The organism is Coprococcus sp. BIOML-A2, from assembly GCF_009875795.1.
GTDB lineage: Bacteria > Bacillota > Clostridia > Lachnospirales > Lachnospiraceae > Coprococcus > Coprococcus aceti.
On the sequence record NZ_WWSI01000002.1, the window covers coordinates 290,781 to 312,015 of the forward strand.

The window sequence follows — 21,235 nt, forward strand, 5'->3', positions numbered from 1 at the left end:
ATACGGACAGCCATATCCCTATAGTCTATTTCAAAGAAAATTTATTTGTGTGAAAATAGTGTGCCTTTATCTGTGCCTGTCACTGGAAGCAAGCTCCCAGCCGTTTTTGTGCATGGTTTCAAGGCTTGCCTTTATAAGTTCATAGATGAATCTTTTCTCATTTTCCGAGCAGTCCTCCATAAGCATATCGATGTCTGTCTGGTATGCAGCCGGATTGTTCACCTGCACTCCGGCAAGCAGTTCATCCACGGTAATGCCGAGGGCATTCACGATACGGATAACAGATTCCAGGCTTGCTTTTCTTTTTGCATTTTCAATGTGGCTTATGTAGGAGACGGAAAGGTCGGTCATTTCCGCAAGCTGCGCCTGTGAAATATGATTCTGCTCCCTTACTTCCTTGATACGGTATCCTATCTGCCTGTGGTTGACAGATATCTGCGTCTGATTCATAGATTGTACCTCCTGTTTTCTTTTTCTTACGCAAGGTAAATTATCTATCAATGAGTGCAAAAAAGTTGTGTAATTTAATAAAGCGCAATGGAGTAGAAGAAAAACATGGGGGATGGGAAAGTGCGAAATATGTCGAACGATTTTTATTGAAGGATACTGATGCAGATGGTATGCTTATAACTGGAACAAGACGATATAAGAATGATGGAAACAAGGTAAATCAAGGTTCTGTCATGATACAAAACTGAACTGCATAAATCTGCCGTTCATATTTTTTTACCCAGATACTCCACTACACTAGAGTAAATTACGAAAGAGATATGGTTCTAATAATTCTTCTGCGTAACGGTTACAATATGTATATCGTACAGATAGAAGAGAGGTGTAATTTACTTGCGTACAGAGGAGTACATACCAAAGAGGGTAAAAGAATTATGCAGCAAGCATAAAGTCTCCAAATACAGACTTGCACAGCTCACGGATATGTCGCAGACAGCGTTGGCAAATATAATGAATAAGAAGAGCATACCTACAGTACCGACCCTGGAAAGGATCTGTGATGCATTCGGAATTTCAATCGCACAGTTCTTTGCCGGAGATGGTATGCGGCCAGACCTGACGGATGAGCAAGGTGAATTATTGGAGATATGGGATGACTTAAATGCGGATGAACGCAGAATACTGATGAACTTCGTAAGGACGCTGAAGAAGTAAGGGGGAAGCAGTTTGATTGTATCTGACAAGACTGGCTTCCCTTTTTCTATGCATTCCGGTGAGCACGGAAAGTGATGAGGATGTATATGAGAGTACAGGATGAGGAATTCAAAACAATGATCTACGATCTGATGAACGGACATTATGACCTGGATAAATTTGATTGTGAGGAAAGCAGTGTGGTAGAGAATGAATTTGCAGAAGGCAGATACTGTGAAAAACTTTACAGTGAAATGCTTGCAGCCTATGGAAGGATATGCCAGAGACTGCATGAGCCGTCCGGTGAGGACAGGGACGTGGAAATCATAATAAACAATCTGCTGGACATGGGCAGATACCAGAGCATGAAGATGTTTAATTATGGGGCATTCTTTACTGAAAAACAGAATCAGCAGTAAGACGGAACACAAAAAATAGTGTGGCTACGATTTGACAGCCACGCTATTTTTTGTTACAAATATAGTGGTGTTATACAATGCGTATAACAGAGAGCCGCAAACATGGTTTTGCGTGATTAGACAAATCTCAAGAATAAGCAAATCTGGGGTGTTCAAAGGGGGTATATCCCCTAGTGGGCTATCCCCCTTAGCATTGTATGCTGACTATCCCTTTATAATAAGAAGTTACGCCATCTATATTGGACAGGAAAAACCCCCAGACGGGTGTGCACATAGCAATAATAGGAATGACATTATTCGGCGTGCTGCGAAGGCTTACAGGGTCATATATGGCATCTGGTATAATGGCTATATCTGTGATCGTACTTTACGGAGTTATGACTGGGATGGCGAGTTCAACTGTAAGAGCCATGATAATGATGGTGATATCTGTGATCGGTCAGGTAAAGGGGCGAAGCCCTGATATGCTTACATCCGCGGGAACCGCGTCAGTCATACAGGCGCTGATTGATCCGGGTATCATCCTTGATGCCGGATTTCAGTTGTCTTTTGCCGCAGTGCTGGGGATGGCGGTGCCTGGAGCACTTATGAAAAAGCTTATTCCAACTAAGAATAAGGTAGTCAGTACACTTGTAATGAATCTGGCGATAACACTTGCCACCGGACCGCTTGTTATATTCTATTATTACCAGTTTCCGCTGTATTCGATCTTTCTGAATCTGCTCATAGTGCCATTGGTTTCTGTGATAATATTCGTGAGTATCGTCGTGATTGCGGCTATGCTTATTTTTCCCGGGATACTACAGGGCAATGAGATGGCGGTGTGCATAGGAGCGTTTCCTGTGAAGCTGATACTTGCAATATACAGGCAGCTTTGCGAATGGGCGATGAAGATTCCATTTTACAGTATAAATACAGGCCATGTGTCGGTTATGATGATCGTAGTATTTTATATGGCTATGGTTGGAGTGTTGATCCTGCTTGTAAGAGCAAAGAGCGCAGACTGCGCCAGGATGAGGAGGCGGATGGTCTGTCTGTGCGCTGCTGTGATCATGACCTTGTGCTGCGTGTGTTACGAAGCAGCTTCATTTGACCGGGAGTTCAGAGTTGTATTTATGGATGTTGGTCAGGGAGACGGCATACTTATAAGGGCTGGCATGGGAGTAAATATATTGATAGATGGGGGCTCGTCGAGTAGCAATAAGGTTGGTGAGTACGTGATGGTGCCTGTTCTAAAGTTTTATGGTGCAGCTCATGTAGATTATGCATTTGTGACACACGGAGATAAGGATCATGTGTCCGGTATCCAATATCTTCTAAGCGATACGAACTCCGGTATCAGAATAGATAATCTTGTGGTTCCGATGTATGGTGATATTGAAAATATGGGTGAACTGCTTGAGCTGGCAGAGAAAAGAGGCGTAAATATCATATATATGGACGGCGGTTCTCAAATGTCCTGTGGCAAGGATGCAGCTAAGGTGTGGTTAAATTTCTTGCATCCGTCCGAAAAAACTGATATAAAAGATGCAAATGATCTTTCTGCGGTTATCCGTCTGGAGTATCGAGGGTACAGTGTTTTATTTACGGGAGACCTGGGAGAAGATGGAGAACGGGAGCTTATCTCGGAGGGCGGTGATCTGAGTGCTGATGTGTTGAAGGTCGGACATCACGGCAGCAGATATTCTACGAGTGGGGAGTTCCTGAGAGCAGTCGACCCGGATCTTGCGATCATATCGGCGGGGGAGAATAACCGATATGGTCATCCGCACGGGGAGACACTGGAGCGTTTGGATGCCTGTGGAGCTGATGTAATGAGTACCATAGACCATGGAGCTATATGTGTAGAGATAACGGATGGTGGAATTTCGGTAACCGGATACAGATGATCAGGGAGTTATGAGAATAAGAATTCTGAAAGGAGAACAGGGGAAGGAAGAAACGACTATGATGTGGAAAGGAAGATGAGTATGACAAAAAAACTAAAATTACTGCTGGAATTTGTAATGCTGACACTTGGCGCAGTTATAGCTGCATTTGCTATCGAAGAATTTCTCGTGCCGAACACCATACTTGACGGAGGCGTCATCGGTATAGGTATCATGATCAATAATCTCACAGAAGTGTCCCTGAGTATTCTGACGATCGTTCTTAATGTTCCGTTTCTTATAATAGGTTCAAGACAGCTTGGTAAGATGTTCATGGTGAAGTCCGGTTATTCCATGGCTGTATTCTCAGTATTTGTGGAGATATTCAAACCCCTTGAAAATGCAACCTCAGAGACCATACTTGCGGTGTGCTTCGGCGGTGTGATACTTGGACTTGGAGTTGGTATCATCATCAAGTTCGGCGGGTGCTTGGATGGAACGGAGACCGTGGCCATCATGCTGAACAAGAAAAAAGACTGGCCGGTTGGAAGAGTTGTTCTGGGCATGAATCTGATCATATATTCTATTGCGGGAATGCTCTTTGGTCTGGACAGGGCGATGTACAGTCTTCTTACATACTTTATAACATCAAAGGTGCTTGATATGGTTGAGACCGGTCTTGAGCAGGCGAAGGCAGCCATGATCATAACTGATGATGCCAGAGAGGTGGCAGACAAGATATACAAGAAGCTTGGAAGAACAGTTACCATCATGCAGGGCAAGGGAATGATAAGCGGCAACAAGACAGTGCTCTACTGTGTTATCACGAGATTTGAGATCGGTGAGCTGAAGAACATCATCAATTCCATAGATTCTTCTGCATTTGTCACAGTTACGGATGTGGCGGAGATCATCGGCAACCACATCAAGGATAATGAATACAAGGAGATCCTTGAGAAGATAGAGGAGAAGGAAGAACCGCTCACAAATCTTCCTGAGCATGAGAGTATGACGGACTTTGATGGCCTGGAGCATACCGGAAAAATAGATTAGAAAAAGCCTGTGACATATACCGGCAGATAACTACTGTATATGTCACAGGCTTTCTTTATTGATATATGTTTTAGACTGTAGTCAATATATTACTGGATACTGTCTACAAATGCCTTGTGGATCCTGTAGTCGCTGTCAAGCTCAGGGTGGAAGGAGAGGGCAAACTGGTTGCCGTACTTAACCGCCACGATCTTGTCATCAACTGTTGCAAGGACATCAACCTCAGGTGAAGCCTCAGCCACATAAGGTGCACGGATGAAAGTCATAGGAACCTCACCGATACCTTTAAGCTCGGCCTCTGTGTGGAAGCTTCCAAGCTGTCTTCCGTAGGCATTTCTCTTTACTGTGACAGGGAGAGTGCCAAGGTGTACAGTGTCATCACCTTCGATGTGCTGTGCCAGAAGAATAAGTCCTGCACATGTGGCAAGAACCGGTATGCCACCCTCGATCTGAGACTTTATAGTGTCGAACATGTCGCTGTCTCTGAGAAGCTTTCCCTGGACTGTGCTCTCACCGCCAGGAAGGATCAGGGCGTCATAAGGCTTGTTCAGATCTCCGGCATTTCTAAGTTCTATGCATGGTACGCCGAGCTCGGAAAGTACATGCTCATGCTCTGCGAAAGCTCCCTGTACTGCCAATACACCAACCTGCATATTACTTACCCCTTTCTGCCATGAGGATTGCGATCTCCTGCTCGTTGATACCAACCATAGCTTCACCAAGTCCCTCTGAAAGCTTTGCAACGAGATCAGCGTCATTGTAGTTTGTTGTTGCCTGAACGATGGCAGCAGCACGCTTAGCAGGGTCTCCTGACTTGAAGATACCTGAACCTACGAATACACCCTCAGCACCGAGCTGCATCATGAGAGCTGCGTCGGCAGGAGTAGCAACACCGCCGGCTGCGAAGTTTACAACTGGGAGACGGTGATTCTCATGTACGTACTGAACGAGATCGTAAGGAACCTCAAGCTTCTTAGCTGCCTCATACAGCTCATCTGTTCTCATGCTGACGATCTCAGCGATCTGGCTGTTCATCTTTCTCATATGTCTTACGGCCTGAACGATATCACCTGTACCAGGCTCGCCCTTTGTTCTGATCATTGAAGCACCCTCGTTGATTCTTCTGAGGGCCTCGCCGAGATCCTTGGCACCACATACAAATGGAACCTTGAACTGTCTCTTGTCGATATGGTATACGTCATCTGCTGGTGAGAGAACCTCGCTCTCGTCGATGTAATCGATCTCGATGGCCTGAAGGATCTGAGCCTCTGCGAAATGTCCGATACGGCACTTAGCCATAACAGGGATTGATACAGCGTTCTGGATTCCCTTGATCATCTGTGGGTCACTCATACGTGATACACCACCTGCAGCTCTGATATCTGCTGGGATTCTCTCAAGTGCCATAACTGCACAAGCGCCGGCAGCCTCAGCGATCTTAGCCTGCTCAGGTGTTGTAACGTCCATGATAACTCCGCCCTTAAGCATCTGGGCAAGTTCCTTATTTAACTTATATCTTTCTGTTGTCTCCATGTTGAACCTCCGTTATAATTAGATTTGTGTTTATTGGAGTGAGTGTACATAAACTCACAATCTGTAGGTGATTATAAAACCAAAGTGACATTATAGAAATAATCAATATGTGATTATAAAAACAGGTCAGATAACCTCTGATATTATCAAAATACATAGAAAAACAGGTCAGATTTGCCACATAAGATATAATTATGGTAGAAACTGGTACTGTATTTTGAAAATCATATTGTGAGACATAAGCTTGATGAAGGAGAAACGTAATGGCTGCAACAAAGAAAAAGGAAAAAAAGAACGCGATGGCGGTCATAAACCAACATATAAAGACGGGGGAGTTTGCCAAGATATATCTTCTGTATGGGGAGGAGAGGTATCTCGTGAACCAGTACAGAGATAAGCTGCTGTCGGCTCTGACTGATAAGGACGATAATCTGAATTTTATGAAATTTGCCGGAAATGGGATCGATACATCTGAGCTTCTTGCATTCTGCAACGAGATGCCATTTTTTGCGGACAGAAGAGTTGTCCTTGTGGAGAACAGTGGTCTGTTCAAGAGCAGCAACGAGGATTTTGCAAAGAAGCTGGTGGAGATAGAGGATACATCAGTTGCCATATTTGTAGAGATGGATGTGGACACCAGGTATAAGCTGTTCAAGGCTGTGGACAAGAATGGAGAGGCTCTGGATTTTGCGACCCCTGATGAGAAGATGATGGTCACGTGGGTGAAGTCACTGTTCCGTGCCGATGGTGTTGCCACCACAGACACGGCGATATACAAGATAATCGAAGCTGCTAACATGGATATGAACTGTATCAAGAATGAGGTTGACAAGATGATAAGCTACGCCGGAGACACGAAGCAGGTCAGCGAGCATGATGTGGATCTTCTGTGCAGTCAGGATGCGGAGAGCAAGGTGTATCAGATGATAGACTTCATCATTGCAAAGCAGAAGGAGAAGGCTTGCAGTATGTACCACGATCTTCTTGAGAATAAGGAATCGGCGATCATGATAAACGCATGTATCATGAGACAGTTCAACAAGCTCCTTCTGGTAAAGATGGCATTATCAGATGGCGCGCAGGACGCCAGCCTGGCGAAGATCGCAGGATGCCCGGTGTGGGCAGTGAAGAATTACAAGGCTCAGTGCAGGGGCTACAGCATGGCACAGCTTAAAGACATAGTGGAGAACTGTCAGGACATGGACTACAAGCTCAAGACCGGACAGGTTATGGATAACGCGGCGATGGAGGTCATGATCGTGGAGCTGTGTGAGATGCAGTAGGAGACTGGTGATGATATTAGATATTGAGGCAAAAAAATAACCACTGTGAAAACAGTGGTTATTTTTTATATAACTATGATTGGTTCAAATATATGCAGCCGTTTAATATATCCAAATCCTTGTGTCAAAGTTATGTAGTTATCAGCCAGATGCTTAAGCCATCTTGTTAACTGCAACTGCAAGACGTGATACCTTACGAGCAGCGTTGTTCTTGTGGTAGATGCCCTTTGAAGCAGCCTTGTTGATCTCTGATGTAGCAACAACAAGTGCCTGCTGAGCAGCAGCCTTATCACCAGCAGCGATAGCAGCCTCAACCTTCTTGATAACTGTCTTAACCTTAGACCTGATCATCTTGTTTCTAAGTGTCTTCTTCTCGATAACATTGATTCTCTTCTTTGCAGATTTGATATTAGCCAAAATTCTTACCTCCATAAAATCTAATTAAATATAATAAGGTTTTACATTAAAACCGGACACGGACAATTCAATGTAAACATACTCACATATAATAGATGAAACGCAATTCGTTGTCAAGACTAAAAAACAAAAAAATGCGCATTTTCGCAGATTATTTTCATGTTGTTTCCTAAGAAAAATGAAGTAAAACAACATGTTACTTTCCTTTACATAAAAAGGGGTAAATGGTATCATATATGCAGTGGGTCTTAATGATCCATACATATTATAATACAGGAAAAGCAGAGAAATATACAGATGTTTAAATATAGATTTTTTCAGGTGATAATGGCACTTTCGCTGGTCTTGCTGATCATCTCCACGGCGATAATGTGTTCGTTCAGCGTTTGCAGGGTTGCGGAGAAGAGCTACAAGCCGAGTAATAGCGGCACGATAAGTTCAGTCATGAATAACGGACAGACTGAGGAATTATCAGAATTTGATGCGTGGGTGGAATACAGTATCGTGCTGGATGCTCTGGATGGGGACAGCGAGCAGGAGTACAGGCTTGGCAACGTATATCTGTCCACTGAGAATGTGATGAGGCTTGAACAGCTTGCAGACATCAAATCCAAGGCAAGCAATGGTGTGTTCATATCCATTGTGCTTCTGGTGGCATGCTTTGTAGTCATAAGGAGAAGGAGACTGTATGAGTGTGTTGTATGGGGCGGCGCTGCAGGCGTTATAATAGGAATAATCAGCTTCATAGCCATGGCGGTATCTGGCAGCGGAATCATGTATGGCATAAGAAGAATGGTGTTTGGAGAAAGCTATGCGGAGCTTTTTCCGGGACACGATGTCCTGCCGGATATAATACCGGCCGGTACGGGAACGAAGGTTCTTTGGGTGTATGTTGGAACGATATTTGTTGGACTTGTGGTTACTATCATAGTCAGGGTTATAAGCTATAAGAAATCACGTCCACACAAATTCAGATAGAAGGTTACATAATGGGAGGTAGTTATGAGAAAAAGAATCGAGGAGTGGATAAACTGGGTGCTCTATGATGAGCTCATTGCCAGCAAGATCAATGCGCCAAAGCATTTGCTGGGAATCCATGATTATGGTGAAGGTCAGATAATCGTTGTGTACAAGCCGGGGGCGATCAGGGTAGAGGTTACATCGCGCACAGGTAAGAAGATACACACCATGGAACAGATGACAAATGAAGGACTGTTCGCCATTTATTTTGATAAGAAGGAGTACGATGGCAACAAGTACAATGTTGTCACCACATATGAGGATGGCACCATTATAAACAGTGCAGATCCATATTCATTTGAATCGCTTATCACGGATTTTGACACATACCTTTTTGCGGAGGGCAGACATTACAATATATATGAGAAGCTTGGCGCACACCCTATGACTATAGACGGTGTACGTGGAACCTACTTTGCAGTGTGGGCTCCTCATGCAAGACGTGTCAGTGTAGTCGGTGATTTCAATCTCTGGGATGGTAATGTAAATCCTATGCAGATCACAGCGAATGAGGGAATATACGAACTGTTCCTGCCGGGCGTGGAGCCGGGCGCTGTGTACAAGTATCAGATCATGACCAGATATGGTGAGATACTGTACAAAGCTGATCCATATGGCAACCAGTGTCAGATGAGACCGGAAAATGCCTCAGTGGTTGCAGACATAAGCAGCTATAAGTGGAAGGATACATCATGGATGAAGGATAGAAGCAAGATCAGCCGTACTGACAGAATGCGCATGCCTATGTCCATATACGAGATGCATCTCGGCTCATGGCACAAGAAGGTTGAGGATGACGATGCAGGCTTCTACACATACAGGGAGCTCGCTCCTATGGTGGCAGACTATCTCAATGAGATGGGATATACGCACGTAGAGCTCATGGGTATATCAGAGTATCCATTTGACGGCTCATGGGGCTACCAGGTTACCAATTATTATGCACCGACCAGCAGGTATGGTGATGCAGTAGATTTTATGTATTTCGTTGATTATATGCACAGCAAGGGAATCAGTGTTATCCTCGACTGGGTGCCAGCACACTTTCCTAGGGATGCGCACGGACTTGGACGTTTTGATGGGATGCCTCTCTATGAGCATCCGGATCCAAGAAGAGGAGAGCATCCTGACTGGGGCACATATATATTTGACTATGGCCGCAATGAGGTGGCAAACTTCCTCACGGCAAATGCTCTGTTCTGGGTCGAGAAGTTCCATATAGACGGACTCCGCGTGGATGCTGTGGCATCCATGTTGTATCTCGACTATGGCAAGCAGGATGGACAGTGGCTTCCGAATGAGCATGGTGGCAATGAGAACCTTGAGGCGATAGCCCTCATGCAGAATATAAACCGCATCATGGAGGAGAGAAATCCGGGGGCATATCTAATAGCAGAGGAGTCAACAGCGTGGGCAGGTGTAACTGCTCCGGCATCCATGGACGGACTTGGTTTCCTGTTCAAGTGGAATATGGGATGGATGAATGACTTCCTTGAGTATATGCAGATGGATCCATATTTCAGACAGAACAACCAGAACATGCTGACTTTCAGTCTTTCGTATGCGTATGCTGAGAACTATGTTCTCGTCATATCCCATGACGAGGTAGTTCATCTTAAGCGTTCAATGATAGAAAAGATGCCTGGCAGCGAGGAGGACAAATTCGCAAATCTCAGAACTGCGTACGGATTCATGTATGGACATCCGGGCAAGAAGCTGCTCTTTATGGGGCAGGAATTTGCACAGCCTAGAGAGTGGAGTGAGGCGAGAAGCCTTGACTGGTTCGTCTTAGACAATCCGCTCAATCAGGGCATGGAGAGGTATGTCAAAGCGCTCAACAAGCTTTACAATACCAATGATGCGATGTATGCGAATGACACAGATCCAATGGGATTTGAGTGGACAGATTGCGATCACCCAGACATGAGCATACTTTCATTTGTAAGACGAGGCTCAACTCCGAAGAAGCAGCTGCTTTTCGTATGCAACTTCACTCCGGTTGAGAGAGATAATTACAGTATACCGGTTCCGTGCTACACGACATACAAGGAGATACTCAACTCAGATGATGTACAGTTTGGCGGAAAGGGCAGACTCAACGGCAAGCCGGTCAAGGCAGTGGACAAGAAGAATGCCAGAACTCCTTACAGTATAGACATCACGGTTCCACCACTCTCAACAGTTGTGTTTGAGTACGATTACACGGATATGTCGCCTGAGCTTGAGAAGAAGGAAGCGGCAGCCAAGGCTGCTGCAAAGAAACGTGTGGACGCTGCAAAGAAAAAGGCTGCATTGGCACAGAAGAAGGCTGAGGAGATAAAGAAAGACGCTGAGAAAAAGGCATCAGAGCTGAAGAATGATGCAGAGAAGAAGACTGCTAAGTTGAAGAAAGAAGCATCTGAGATATCAAAAGGGATCAAGGATGATATAGCTGATATAGAAAAGTCAGTGACGGCTGTTGCTGATGATATCCGGAAAGATATAAATTCACGAAAAAAATAAACTTGCAATATGAGACAACAGGTCATATAATGTCAATGTAAGTGCAAAGGGGCACAGAACGATATCGTTCTGTGCCCTTTTTTGTACATCAGGCGGGTGACGATCTTCCTGATCGTAAGAATCCGGGTAGTTTTTAAGGAGGAAGCAGTATGAAGACAGGAAAAGTAAAATGGTTTAATGCAAAGAAAGGCTACGGCTTTATATGTGATGAGGATGGAGCAGATGTATTTGTACATTTCTCAGCACTGAATATGGAGGGCTTCAAGGTTCTTGAAGAGGGAGATACAGTAGAGTATGAGGTTGTGGACGGTGAAAAGGGTCCACAGGCGGCAAATGTGACAAAACTGTAAATACAATGCGGTATATGTCAAAACAGCCATATATTTAAAGCGAATACATGTTGAATTAGGAGAACATCCCCGGGTTATGATTACAGATGATCAGGGGATGTTTTTTATGAGCAACGAACCGGAGCATGCTATTGCGTAGAACTGAGATGAATATCTACAAGGCCTCGTGTTACATAAATACAAGAATATTATAGATATCACCATATGCTAAAATTGTATGTTTGATATAATAAAAACAACACATATTTAAAAATCATCTTGACGGTTGGCGATGATAAAATGTAGAATACACATATATGGTGAAACATGTTTCATACATTTGCTGTTGCTGATAAACAGTTAAATAAACAGGCACGTATTTATTTTAGATTATAAGGGGGATATGTACCATGAAGAGATTTGATGTTGTGGCACTTGGAGAACTGCTCATAGACTTTACACAGAACGGGCTCAGCGGCCAGGGCAATATGATGATGGAGGCCAATCCAGGCGGAGCACCATGTAATGTTCTCGCTATGCTGCAGAAGCTTGGCAAGAAGACTGCATTTGTTGGAAAAGTAGGGGATGATTTCCTTGGAAAAATGCTTGCCGGTGTTGTGGCTGATGCCGGGATCAACACTGACAATCTGAAGTTTGACAGGGATGTACACACAACACTTGCATTTGTGCATACATACGAGGACGGAGACAGAGACTTTTCATTTTACAGGAATCCGGGAGCGGATATTATGTTAAGCGCAGATGAGGTGGATGAGAGTATCATAAAGGATGCCAGGCTGTTCCATTTCGGATCACTCTCACTGACATATGAAGTGTCACGTGCTGCAACACAGAAGGCTGTGGCTGCTGCAAAGGAGTCTGGATGCATTGTCACATTTGACCCGAACCTCAGGGAGCCTCTGTGGAAGACGCTGGACGAGGCCCATGATCAGATTGACTGGGGTATGAGACAGTGTGATGTGCTCAAGATATCAGATAATGAGATACAGTGGTTCACAGGAAGAGAGGATTTTGACGAGGGTATAAAGATACTTCAGGACACATACAATATACCTTTGATACTTCTCTCCATGGGAAGAGATGGAAGCAGTGCATACTACGGGGATGTAGTCGCTGAGGCAAAGCCGTTTATCCAGGAGAATACTATAGAGACCACAGGCGCCGGGGACACTTTCTGTGCATGCGTGCTGAATTATGTACTTGATAATGGACTTGAAGATCTTGACACTGATAAGCTTACAGAGATGCTTGTATTCGCAAATGCTGCTGCATCGATCATCACAACACGCAAGGGAGCACTCAAGGTTATGCCGGAGAGATCCGAGGTTGAGAAGCTCATTGCCGAGAGACAGTAATAGATAAAAATACGGCAACAGATTAAAACAGGTTGTGTACGGTAATGATACAGATTATGTAAATAAAATGAGAATGATAAGTTAATTGACTATAGTCAGAAAAGGAGAAGATAAATGGCAGGTTCAAAGACAGTGAAAAAGACTGCAGAATATACAAAGAGATTTGATGAGAGATATGACGAGCTCAAGTGGCTCTACTGCGAGCTCTATAACAACAATATGGAGGCATTTGACTGGCTGTGCGATTCTCTGTATGGTTATTATCAGGAGAGAAATGCTGATCTCAAGAAGCTGGACAGAAGCCGTGTCAAGAATCCGGACTGGTATAAGCAGAATGATCTGTTAGGTATGATGATGTACACAAATGCATTCGCGGGAACACTGAAGGGTGTAAAAGAAAAGCTTCCATATGTGAAGTCATGTGGTGTGAATTATCTTCATTTTATGCCGCTGCTGGAAAGCCCTAAGGGCAGAGATGACGGCGGATATGCTGTTGCGGATTTCAGAAAGGTAAAGCCTGAGCTTGGAACCATGGAGGATCTGGAGAACCTCACTGCAGAGTGTCACAGACAGGGTATAAGCTGCTGTCTGGATTTCGTAATGAACCATACAAGTGAGGATCATGAGTGGGCAAGGGCAGCGAGAAATGGAGATCCTGTTGCAAGATCCAGATATTTCTTCTATGATGATTGGTTCGTTCCTAACATATATGAGGAGACTGTGCCTGAGGTATTCCCAACTACGGCGCCTGGTAACTTCACATGGATAAATGACTGTAATCAGGTGGTCATGACTACATTTTACCCATACCAGTGGGATCTGAACTATGCAAATCCTATGGTGTTCAACGACATGGTCGGCAACATGCTCTATATGGCAAACCGAGGTATAGATGTCATCAGACTCGACGCTGTTCCGTATATATGGAAGCAGATAGGCACAAACTGCCGTAACCTTCCACAGGTTCACACTCTTGTCCGTATGATGAGGATAATCAGTGAGATAGTATGTCCGGGAGTCCTTCTTCTCGGAGAGGTCGTTATGGAGCCTTCCAAGGTAGTTCCATACTTTGGAACAGTTGACAAGCCAGAGTGCCATATGCTCTACAACGTGACAACCATGGCATCCACGTGGAATACGATAGCCACGAAGAATGTAGGACTCTTAAAGCGCCAGATGGATCAGGTGTGTGCACTTCCAAAGGATTATGTGTTCCTGAATTACCTCAGATGCCACGATGATATTGGCTGGGGACTTGACTATGACTGGCTGGCACAGTTCGGCATAGATGAGGTGGCACACAAGAAGTTCCTGAATGACTATTTCACAGGAAAGGGATACAACAGTGATTCCAGAGGTGAGCTCTATAACGATGATCCTAGACTCGGAGATGCCCGTCTGTGTGGAACAACAGCATCCCTGTCAGGCCTTGAGGCCGGCCAGTACGAGGCAAATGCAGACAAGATCGAACAGGCCATTGCCTGTGATCTCATGCTTCATGGATACCTGCTGGCACAGAGCGGAATCCCGGTTCTGTACAGCGGTGATGAGATAGGACAGACAAACGATTATACTTATAAGAATGATCCGGACAAATGTGCGGACAGCAGATATCTGCACAGAGGAAACTTCCCATGGGACAAGGTTGAAAATAAAGATCCTGTAGCCATGAAGATATTTGACGCGCTGCGCCACATGGAGGATATAAGAGCATCGCATGATGTATTTTCATGTAATGCAAATGTCTACACCATAGAGACAGGATGTGCAAGCGTCCTCGGAATAGTGAGGGAATATGCGGGACATGAGCTGAGGGCATTTTTCAACTTCAGCAACATGGATCAGCTCATCTGGACTATGCCTGAGGATCAGGCTGACATATATACCGATCTCATATCAGGCAAGACACTCCGCGAGCTTGGAGCAGTCATGCCTAGATATGGATGCTGGTGGTTCTACAGATAGTTATTCGGAATCTTTTTTATAGAACATAAGAAGAGTATTTTTGATAGAAGGCTTAAAGACTGTGTTATGGTCATAGCCTTCTATTTTTTCGTAGGTTAGGTTTAAGCCAGAATAATTTCTCTCTTGTAAATCATTGTAGAAATCCTCGATAGAAGATATGAAGTTTTTATCCTCATCTGCACCTACGGTTACATAGACATTAGCATTTAGAGTCTGTGTTCTATTGTAATATTCTTCTTCGTACGTAGACATGAATTTGCCGTCAGTATTTGCCCACATGGAAGGACTGCCAATATAATAATTTGCAAATGTATTTTTTCCTATAGTGTCATTATGGAACAGAGCGTAGTAAGCCCAGTATCCACCTAGGGAATGTCCTGTGAGAGTCATATTTTCAGGGTTTACAGAGTATATTTCTTCCAGGTAAGGAATCAGGTTATCTACAATAAAATGCAGGAATGAATCAGGGTTAGTCTGGAGATCTCTTTTTCTGATGACATCATAATTGTAAGTGTTTGGATATCCTATGCTGACAAGGATAACGTCCTGTATCTGGCCAGATGTCATAAGAGGTCTGAGTTCAGGGTGATCACTGAGTCTCCAGACTCCATCGGTCATAACAACCATTGGATATGAGCTTGCTTCGTTATAATCAGGTGGAAGAGATATATGGACAACAAAAGTGTCATCTATCTCAGCATCATAAATGGATAATTCGTTGATATAGTCTGCACAGGCGGGATCAAGAGTTGTCACCTCGTTATAATACATGTGCTCGGGAGAGAGTTTTCCCATGGTTATGCTGGCACGTTCCTCTGGAAGTAAACCTGTTGGAGTTGGCGCTTCTGTAGTAAGCTCCTCAGTTGTGATTTCTTTGACTGAGGTTTCACTTGTTGTTGCTTTTTTGATTGACGTATCTTCGGATGAAGAATAGCTGGTGACCGATTGGGTGACAGTAGAGTCATTCTTAGATGCTGACGAGTGCTGACACCCGGTGACAACTAATATAATAGCTATGCTGAATGTGGTCAAAATTGTTAATTCCTTTTTCATAAAAGGCCTCCTTTGATTGTATTTAGTAATTATCATATAAGTGAGAAATACTATAAAAACAATATCACAGGAGTTGCATTATGACCTGTCAGCAATGGTTAAACCTTGTCGGGGCGGATTTGCAGGAGAAGGTAATTTTGTTTCTTTTTTAATGATACATTGCTACACTCTAAGGTTATGTCAGGCGCTATGTTATAATGAGAAAATGGTAGAAATTCTGTGTAAATTTTATACCAAAGTGACTGCTGCCCGGCAGGAGTAGTATCTGAACAGTCAAAACAGATCCATTCGCCGTCAGGAATGCTTGTTATCGAATAATCGGATATATTTAATCCGGAAATTTCTTGTTTTGTGATCATTCGTCCAAATGTGTAATTAAAGCATGAAATTTCATTATTGAACTTATCAATATTTATAAAATCATTTGATCTGTAACCGAATAAGCAGTTATTTGGTTTTTCATCAGTGGATTTAATTTCCATTAGTTTATCCCAGCTTTGACTGCAACATTCTCTTGTAAATTTTGGAATCAGAACATTATTTTTCGCGGTATCGAGGCTTGTGAAAACCCTGGAATAACCGGCAATACACATGTTGTTGATCTTAACGATTCTGTAGTTGAGCATAGATCCCCCATCTGCTGTGACCCTTAATACAATCCGGGTGAAATTATGGAGACCGGACTTGTTATTTCGAACATAAGTTGGAGAGTTTCCATGAAAGCGTGTGAAAGCCTTCGTGAAGCTTTCGGGTGTGTCATATCCGTATTCAAGTGCAATATCAGTCACCGTGCGGTTGGATGAAATGAGTTCTTCTCCAGCCAGGGAAAGCCGGCGGTTTCTGATATATTCCCCTATAGTATATCCCGTGATTAGATGAAATACTTTTCTGAAGTTGTCGGGAGAGGAGTAAGCCTGCCTGGCTATTGTATTTTGGTCCAATACTTCACCGTCAATAAGGTGAGTCTCAATATAATCAATTGCGTTAATAAGTCCTTCGGTCCAATTCAAATGGTTTTCTACCTCCATGTAATGTATGTATATCACTATAGCACATATTTGTAGTAAATTGTTATAATGGACATATGAAAGTCATATCGGTTTGTTAATATGCAGGTCAAGGAGGTGATGATGTATTGGATCAGTCAGGATTCACCAGAGAGATATGAAAAGCCGCGGATCGTGTTTCTGATAGTCTGTATATGGTATGATATAAAAAATATTTATCTAAAAGAAACCAAATGCGGAAAATCCCCCACTACATTAGTTAAGGAGGTAGGAGAGTTGGCCGGTCAAAAGAATAACAATGTGAATGACGGTTTAAACAGACATTTTGAAGAAGTCTATAAAAGACAAAACGTAGCGTGACCCTGTATCTGATATCAAAGTGCAAGGGATTTGATGATATAAATGATGTGCTGCAGGAAATGTATATGGAGTATTTCAGGACTATACAAAAGAAGGGGATTGAGTATGTTGATGACGAGGAAGCATTTCTGATAGCGCTGTGCAAAAGGAAGCTGTCGGTCGAGTTCGGTGATCTTGGAGTTTATGATGACCATCTTGATGTGAAAGTTGACAATGATGGCACATGGAGATTTGAATGGGAGCTAGGTGGAGATATCACTTCCGTGACAAGAGAGACACATACAGTCCTTGAAGATACAGGGGCTGTAGTCACCAAATGTGAGGTTTCCCAGATATCCATCAGGGCAGTGCTCGATATAAGCGGTGCAAAAAATATGACCTCAGACAAAAAATACGCGGTCCTTTCCGGTGTAAAGCTGAAAGACGGAACAATGCTTACAGATATTGTTGAATCGGGAAACGAAAATACAAACACATCTGGCGAATATGAACTTCTGTTTACCACAGACCGCATATTGGATGTAAGCCAGGTAGACAGCCTGCTGTTCTGGAAAACAACAACCGAAGATGGTGAGGATGTGCAATACACTCTCAATGATTTCTACGAGATGCCATTTAACTGATATTTTCCTTTTGTGTATACAACCAGAAAATACATATGGCGCAATATGCAACAATAAGCAGTTTAGAACTAAAAAAAATAATAAGATAGGATGTTCTAAGAAATTAGTTTTAATTATCTATAACAACAGAAAATCCGTATATTGCAATATGCACTATACGGATTTTCGTCCGTCATACAACTTAATTCTTAGAACATCTATACAGCAGATCCTCCCAACGGCGGTCAACCTCCTGCTGATACTGAACGAGAAGGTGCTCGTTCTCAGGCTTGAACAGGTGCTTGAATCTGCCCTGCGTTCTCAGGAAGTCCTCGATAGGAAGCTTCTTCTTAGGAGAGTAGGAGAGGATCCATTTGCCCTCAATAACCTCGAACAGAGGCCAGTAACATGTCTCGACTGCCAGCTTGCAGATGTCCATGATCTTCTCTGTAGGGTATCTCCATCCTCTAGGACATGGTGACATGACGTTGAGGAAAGCTGCGCCAGGTGTGTAGATAGCCTTCTCAGCCTTCTCGTAGAGATCACGCATGTTGCCGAGAAGAGTAGACTGTCCGACATATGGGATGTCGTGGGCAGCCATGACCTGTGCGAGATCTTTTCTGTTCTGCATCTTACCATTTGACTGTGAGCCTACCGGTGTGGTTGTGGTGTCAGCATACATAGGAGTAGCTGATGAACGCTGAATACCGGTGTTCATGTATGCTCCGTTGTCATAGCACACATATACCATGTCATGTCCACGCTCCATGGCACCTGACAGTGACTGAAGTCCGATGTCATAAGTTCCGCCATCACCGCCAAATGTGATGAATTTGTATGTGTCATCTATCTTGCCTTTTTTCTTCAGAACGTTGTAGGCTGTCTCAACACCTGAGAGGGTTGCGCCTGCGTTCTCAAATGCGTTGTGTATGTAGCTGTCCTCGTAAGCTGTGTAAGGATACATGAAGGTTGAAACCTCAAGACATCCTGTGGCGTTACCGATGACCGCCTTGTCGCCCTCGTGAAGGGCGCGGAGTACAGTTCTGACAGTGATCGTACCACCGCAGCCTGCACACATTCTATGACCTGGAGCAAGACGCTCAGGCTTGTTCATTACTTCTTTAAAATTATATGCCATTTCATCTTACCTCCTACTGTCTAAGTCCTATGTACTGATACTGAGGAATCTCAGCACCGTTCTCTATCATGTCTTCAAGCTGTGCAAATACGCCCTTGGCGCTGTCCACAGTGTAGTCACGTCCGCCGAGACCGTAGATGTAGCTGACAGCCTTTGTGGTTGCCTGAATGTCATACAGGTGCTCCTTGACCTCTGCTGAGAGAGGACCGCCGCCTGCTCTGAATCCTTCCGATCTGTCAAGGATTGCCACAGCCTTGGTGTGGGCGAGAGCCTTTGCAATCTCCTCGCCAGGGAATGGTCTGAACACTCTGATCTTGAGAAGCCCGACCTTCTTGCCTTCGTTTCTCAGCTCATCTATAGCTTCCTTTGTTGTTCCGGCAGCAGAACCGATCATAACGATGGCGTAGTCAGCGTCGTCAAGTCTGTACTCCTCAAAGAATCCGTAGTGACGGCCTGTCATCTCCTCGAATTCCTTTGCAACGTCAAGAATAACCTGCTTTGCATTCTTCATGGCAGTGTTCTGAGCCATCTTAGTCTCCATATAGTAAGGAGATGTGGCGTAAGGACCGACAGCCATAGGCATCTCAGGATTTAACAGATACTGCTCAGGGGTGTATTCACCTACAAACTTCTTTACGAGATCATCTTCGATGAGGGTGATGTTTTCAACGGCATGGCTTGTGATGAAACCATCCTGACATATCATGATAGGAAGTCTGACATCTTTGTGCTCAGATATTCTGTATGCCTGAACAAAGTTGTCATATGCCTCCTGGTTGTTCTCTGCGTATATCTGAAGCCAGCCTGTATCACGTGCGCCCATACTGTCTGAGTGGTCACAGTTGATGTTGATAGGGCCGGAGAGTGCTCTGTTTACAAGTGCGAGGGCAAGTGGAAGACGATTGGACGCTGCCACGTAGAGCTCCTCCCACATGAGAGCCATACCACATGATGATGTGGCTGTGAGTGTACGGCAGCCGGCAGCCTCTGCGCCGATCGCTGCACTCATGGCACTGTGCTCACTCTCTACCGGTATAAATTCTGTATCGATCTCTCCATTGGAGATAAATGTTGAAACGAACTGAGGTATCTCAGTTGAAGGTGTTATAGGAAATGCAGGCATAACATCCGGATTGATCTGCTTTATAGCATGTGCCACAGCCTCATTTCCTGAAAGACGTTCTCTTATAGCCATTTATTTGCCCTCCTTCATAGTGATTGCTCCGAATTTGCACTGGTATGCGCATATACCGCAGCCCTTGCAGTGCTCCAGGTCAAATGCGAGACGCTTGCCTGATACGACCGGAATGCATGAATCCGGACAGACAGGTGCGCACAGAAGACAGTGTACGCATTTGCTCTCGTCTAGGACAGGGGTTGAAGTCCTCCACTCACCTGTGTTAAATGCCTTGGATGTGCCACCGCCGTATACGTGGTTTCCAGGTGTGAGCTCTGTCCATTTGCTATTGTCATGTATCTTGCTTATATCTGTTCTCATTACTTCATTACCTCCCTGAAGGCGAGCTTTAATGCTTCCATGTTGCCCTCGATAACCTCTGGTTTCTTGGCAAATTTGTGCTGATATGACTGTCTCATATCTTCGAGGAAAGGTCCCTCCTCCATGATTCCGCTGACAGCAACGATGGCTGCAAGCATAGGAGAGTTAGGAAAATTCTTGCCGAGAGTCTTCATGGAGATCTCCTTGGCATCAAGTGTGTATACCCTGCCCTTGTAACCCTTGAGCAGTGGACGGACCTCGTCCGGAGTCTTAGGTGTATTTATAATGATGGCGCCATCCTCGGCGAGACCTGCAGTCACATGTACAGGTTCGATTAGAGATTCGTCAACTACAACCACATACTGTGGCTCGTAAATGTTGGAATGTACTCTGATAGGCTCACTGCTGATCCTGTTGTAGGCAGTGATAGGTGCGCCCATTCTCTCTGGACCATACTCAGGGAATCCTTGAACATATTTACCTGTTTTGAATGCCACATCTGCGAGGAGCAGGGCAGCAGTCTTGGCACCCTGACCACCACGTCCGTGCCATCTGATTTCGATAGTATCTTTCACTTTCACATCTCCTGTCAAAAATTTCTCATTAAGTTCCGTTTATTAGGAAAAATAATCCTTTTGATTATACCATTTATAGATAATAAGTAAAGAA

The 21,235-nt window shown here is 44.2% G+C and carries 22 protein-coding genes; 12 read left to right on the forward strand and 10 right to left on the reverse strand.

Going from position 1 to position 21,235, the window contains the following annotated elements:
- Nucleotides 1–66 precede the first annotated feature (66 nt).
- Entirely contained in the window at nucleotides 67–450 is a 384-nt protein-coding gene (locus tag GT575_RS05630) for a helix-turn-helix domain-containing protein (protein ID WP_155177381.1), read from the reverse strand.
- 393 nt (nucleotides 451–843) lie between these two features.
- Between GT575_RS05630 and GT575_RS05635 the strand changes: the two genes are divergently transcribed.
- From GT575_RS05635 to GT575_RS05650, 4 genes are all read left to right on the forward strand, one after another.
- Nucleotides 844–1,164: a helix-turn-helix domain-containing protein gene (locus GT575_RS05635; RefSeq protein WP_008117812.1), complete on the forward strand. Its 321-nt coding sequence runs from the start codon at nucleotides 844–846 to the stop codon at nucleotides 1,162–1,164.
- Between the two features lie 86 nt (nucleotides 1,165–1,250).
- Nucleotides 1,251–1,562, forward strand: a complete 312-nt coding sequence (locus tag GT575_RS05640) for a hypothetical protein (RefSeq protein WP_243142506.1) — start codon at nucleotides 1,251–1,253, stop codon at nucleotides 1,560–1,562.
- Between the two features lie 266 nt (nucleotides 1,563–1,828).
- Nucleotides 1,829–3,451 (forward strand): DNA internalization-related competence protein ComEC/Rec2, encoded by a 1,623-nt coding sequence (locus tag GT575_RS05645; protein ID WP_330577035.1) that lies wholly within the window; start codon nucleotides 1,829–1,831, stop codon nucleotides 3,449–3,451.
- A gap of 81 nt (nucleotides 3,452–3,532) precedes the next feature.
- Entirely contained in the window at nucleotides 3,533–4,483 is a 951-nt protein-coding gene (locus GT575_RS05650) for a YitT family protein (RefSeq protein WP_119998943.1), read from the forward strand.
- Nucleotides 4,484–4,572: 89 nt separating this feature from the next.
- Here GT575_RS05650 and pdxT read toward each other — a convergent pair whose 3' ends face one another.
- Both pdxT and pdxS read right to left on the reverse strand, forming a co-directional pair.
- Nucleotides 4,573–5,136, reverse strand: a complete 564-nt coding sequence (pdxT, locus tag GT575_RS05655) for a pyridoxal 5'-phosphate synthase glutaminase subunit PdxT (RefSeq protein WP_022217183.1) — start codon at nucleotides 5,134–5,136, stop codon at nucleotides 4,573–4,575.
- A 1-nt stretch (nucleotide 5,137) separates the two neighbouring features.
- Nucleotides 5,138–6,016: a pyridoxal 5'-phosphate synthase lyase subunit PdxS gene (gene pdxS, locus GT575_RS05660; RefSeq protein ID WP_004848658.1), complete on the reverse strand. Its 879-nt coding sequence runs from the start codon at nucleotides 6,014–6,016 to the stop codon at nucleotides 5,138–5,140.
- Between the two features lie 263 nt (nucleotides 6,017–6,279).
- On the opposite strand from pdxS, the gene holA reads away from it, so the two are divergent.
- Nucleotides 6,280–7,299 carry a DNA polymerase III subunit delta gene (holA, locus tag GT575_RS05665; RefSeq protein ID WP_015533192.1) on the forward strand — a complete coding sequence of 340 codons (1,020 nt, stop codon included), beginning with the start codon at nucleotides 6,280–6,282 and terminating at the stop codon, nucleotides 7,297–7,299.
- 153 nt (nucleotides 7,300–7,452) lie between these two features.
- Here holA and rpsT read toward each other — a convergent pair whose 3' ends face one another.
- Nucleotides 7,453–7,716, reverse strand: a complete 264-nt coding sequence (rpsT, locus tag GT575_RS05670) for a 30S ribosomal protein S20 (RefSeq protein WP_055143958.1) — start codon at nucleotides 7,714–7,716, stop codon at nucleotides 7,453–7,455.
- A gap of 297 nt (nucleotides 7,717–8,013) precedes the next feature.
- Here rpsT and GT575_RS05675 point away from each other — a divergent pair, with 297 nt between their 5' ends.
- The 5 genes from GT575_RS05675 to GT575_RS05695 all read left to right on the forward strand — a co-directional run bounded on the left by GT575_RS05675 (nucleotide 8,014) and on the right by GT575_RS05695 (nucleotide 14,908).
- The gene (locus GT575_RS05675) at nucleotides 8,014–8,694 is read left to right on the forward strand and encodes a hypothetical protein (protein ID WP_015533191.1); all 681 of its coding nucleotides are present in this window, start codon (nucleotides 8,014–8,016) and stop codon (nucleotides 8,692–8,694) included.
- Between the two features lie 24 nt (nucleotides 8,695–8,718).
- Nucleotides 8,719–11,238 (forward strand): 1,4-alpha-glucan branching protein GlgB, encoded by a 2,520-nt coding sequence (gene glgB / locus GT575_RS05680; RefSeq protein WP_161171688.1) that lies wholly within the window; start codon nucleotides 8,719–8,721, stop codon nucleotides 11,236–11,238.
- A gap of 149 nt (nucleotides 11,239–11,387) precedes the next feature.
- The gene (locus GT575_RS05685; protein ID WP_015533189.1) at nucleotides 11,388–11,588 is read left to right on the forward strand and encodes a cold-shock protein; all 201 of its coding nucleotides are present in this window, start codon (nucleotides 11,388–11,390) and stop codon (nucleotides 11,586–11,588) included.
- Nucleotides 11,589–11,977: 389 nt separating this feature from the next.
- A complete protein-coding gene (locus tag GT575_RS05690) occupies nucleotides 11,978–12,943 on the forward strand; it encodes a PfkB family carbohydrate kinase (RefSeq protein ID WP_055223808.1) in 966 nt (321 codons plus the stop codon).
- Between the two features lie 114 nt (nucleotides 12,944–13,057).
- Complete coding sequence (locus tag GT575_RS05695; RefSeq protein WP_161171689.1) at nucleotides 13,058–14,908, forward strand: alpha-amylase family protein; 1,851 nt, start codon at nucleotides 13,058–13,060, stop codon at nucleotides 14,906–14,908.
- On the opposite strand, the gene GT575_RS05700 is transcribed toward GT575_RS05695, so the two are convergent.
- Entirely contained in the window at nucleotides 14,909–15,961 is a 1,053-nt protein-coding gene (locus tag GT575_RS05700) for an alpha/beta hydrolase (protein ID WP_117874676.1), read from the reverse strand.
- Nucleotides 15,962–16,059: 98 nt separating this feature from the next.
- Nucleotides 16,060–16,971 (reverse strand): AraC family transcriptional regulator, encoded by a 912-nt coding sequence (locus GT575_RS05705; protein ID WP_161171690.1) that lies wholly within the window; start codon nucleotides 16,969–16,971, stop codon nucleotides 16,060–16,062.
- A gap of 120 nt (nucleotides 16,972–17,091) precedes the next feature.
- On the opposite strand from GT575_RS05705, the gene GT575_RS05710 reads away from it, so the two are divergent.
- Both GT575_RS05710 and GT575_RS05715 read left to right on the forward strand, forming a co-directional pair.
- Complete coding sequence (locus GT575_RS05710) at nucleotides 17,092–17,328, forward strand: hypothetical protein (protein WP_022217191.1); 237 nt, start codon at nucleotides 17,092–17,094, stop codon at nucleotides 17,326–17,328.
- A gap of 65 nt (nucleotides 17,329–17,393) precedes the next feature.
- Nucleotides 17,394–17,951 (forward strand): hypothetical protein, encoded by a 558-nt coding sequence (locus GT575_RS05715; RefSeq protein WP_156327919.1) that lies wholly within the window; start codon nucleotides 17,394–17,396, stop codon nucleotides 17,949–17,951.
- A gap of 181 nt (nucleotides 17,952–18,132) precedes the next feature.
- Here GT575_RS05715 and GT575_RS05720 read toward each other — a convergent pair whose 3' ends face one another.
- From GT575_RS05720 to GT575_RS05735, 4 genes are read right to left on the reverse strand one after another with little or no spacing between them, the layout of a single operon-like run.
- A complete protein-coding gene (locus tag GT575_RS05720; protein WP_004848697.1) occupies nucleotides 18,133–19,068 on the reverse strand; it encodes a thiamine pyrophosphate-dependent enzyme in 936 nt (311 codons plus the stop codon).
- A 13-nt stretch (nucleotides 19,069–19,081) separates the two neighbouring features.
- A complete protein-coding gene (gene porA, locus GT575_RS05725; protein ID WP_015533185.1) occupies nucleotides 19,082–20,263 on the reverse strand; it encodes a pyruvate ferredoxin oxidoreductase, alpha subunit in 1,182 nt (393 codons plus the stop codon).
- Nucleotides 20,264–20,566 (reverse strand): 4Fe-4S binding protein, encoded by a 303-nt coding sequence (locus tag GT575_RS05730; RefSeq protein WP_004848700.1) that lies wholly within the window; start codon nucleotides 20,564–20,566, stop codon nucleotides 20,264–20,266.
- Complete coding sequence (locus tag GT575_RS05735; protein WP_022217194.1) at nucleotides 20,566–21,141, reverse strand: 2-oxoacid:acceptor oxidoreductase family protein; 576 nt, start codon at nucleotides 21,139–21,141, stop codon at nucleotides 20,566–20,568. The genes GT575_RS05730 and GT575_RS05735 overlap by 1 nt, the downstream gene beginning before the upstream one ends.
- Nucleotides 21,142–21,235 lie beyond the last annotated feature (94 nt).

Bases quoted from the DNA above. Each gene is read 5' to 3' on its own strand.
- GT575_RS05630 (WP_155177381.1), bottom strand. From the start codon at position 450: ATGAATCAGACGCAGATATCTGTCAACCACAGGCAGATAGGATACCGT.
- GT575_RS05640 (WP_243142506.1), top strand. From the start codon at position 1,251: ATGAGAGTACAGGATGAGGAATTCAAAACAATGATCTACGATCTGATG.
- GT575_RS05650 (WP_119998943.1), top strand. From the start codon at position 3,533: ATGACAAAAAAACTAAAATTACTGCTGGAATTTGTAATGCTGACACTT.
- pdxT (WP_022217183.1), bottom strand. From the start codon at position 5,136: ATGCAGGTTGGTGTATTGGCAGTACAGGGAGCTTTCGCAGAGCATGAG.
- pdxS (WP_004848658.1), bottom strand. From the start codon at position 6,016: ATGGAGACAACAGAAAGATATAAGTTAAATAAGGAACTTGCCCAGATG.
- holA (WP_015533192.1), top strand. From the start codon at position 6,280: ATGGCTGCAACAAAGAAAAAGGAAAAAAAGAACGCGATGGCGGTCATA.
- GT575_RS05675 (WP_015533191.1), top strand. From the start codon at position 8,014: ATGTTTAAATATAGATTTTTTCAGGTGATAATGGCACTTTCGCTGGTC.
- glgB (WP_161171688.1), top strand. From the start codon at position 8,719: ATGAGAAAAAGAATCGAGGAGTGGATAAACTGGGTGCTCTATGATGAG.
- GT575_RS05685 (WP_015533189.1), top strand. From the start codon at position 11,388: ATGAAGACAGGAAAAGTAAAATGGTTTAATGCAAAGAAAGGCTACGGC.
- GT575_RS05690 (WP_055223808.1), top strand. From the start codon at position 11,978: ATGAAGAGATTTGATGTTGTGGCACTTGGAGAACTGCTCATAGACTTT.
- GT575_RS05695 (WP_161171689.1), top strand. From the start codon at position 13,058: ATGGCAGGTTCAAAGACAGTGAAAAAGACTGCAGAATATACAAAGAGA.
- GT575_RS05700 (WP_117874676.1), bottom strand. From the start codon at position 15,961: ATGAAAAAGGAATTAACAATTTTGACCACATTCAGCATAGCTATTATA.
- GT575_RS05710 (WP_022217191.1), top strand. From the start codon at position 17,092: ATGTATTGGATCAGTCAGGATTCACCAGAGAGATATGAAAAGCCGCGG.
- GT575_RS05715 (WP_156327919.1), top strand. From the start codon at position 17,394: ATGGAGTATTTCAGGACTATACAAAAGAAGGGGATTGAGTATGTTGAT.
- GT575_RS05720 (WP_004848697.1), bottom strand. From the start codon at position 19,068: ATGGCATATAATTTTAAAGAAGTAATGAACAAGCCTGAGCGTCTTGCT.
- porA (WP_015533185.1), bottom strand. From the start codon at position 20,263: ATGGCTATAAGAGAACGTCTTTCAGGAAATGAGGCTGTGGCACATGCT.
- GT575_RS05730 (WP_004848700.1), bottom strand. From the start codon at position 20,566: ATGAGAACAGATATAAGCAAGATACATGACAATAGCAAATGGACAGAG.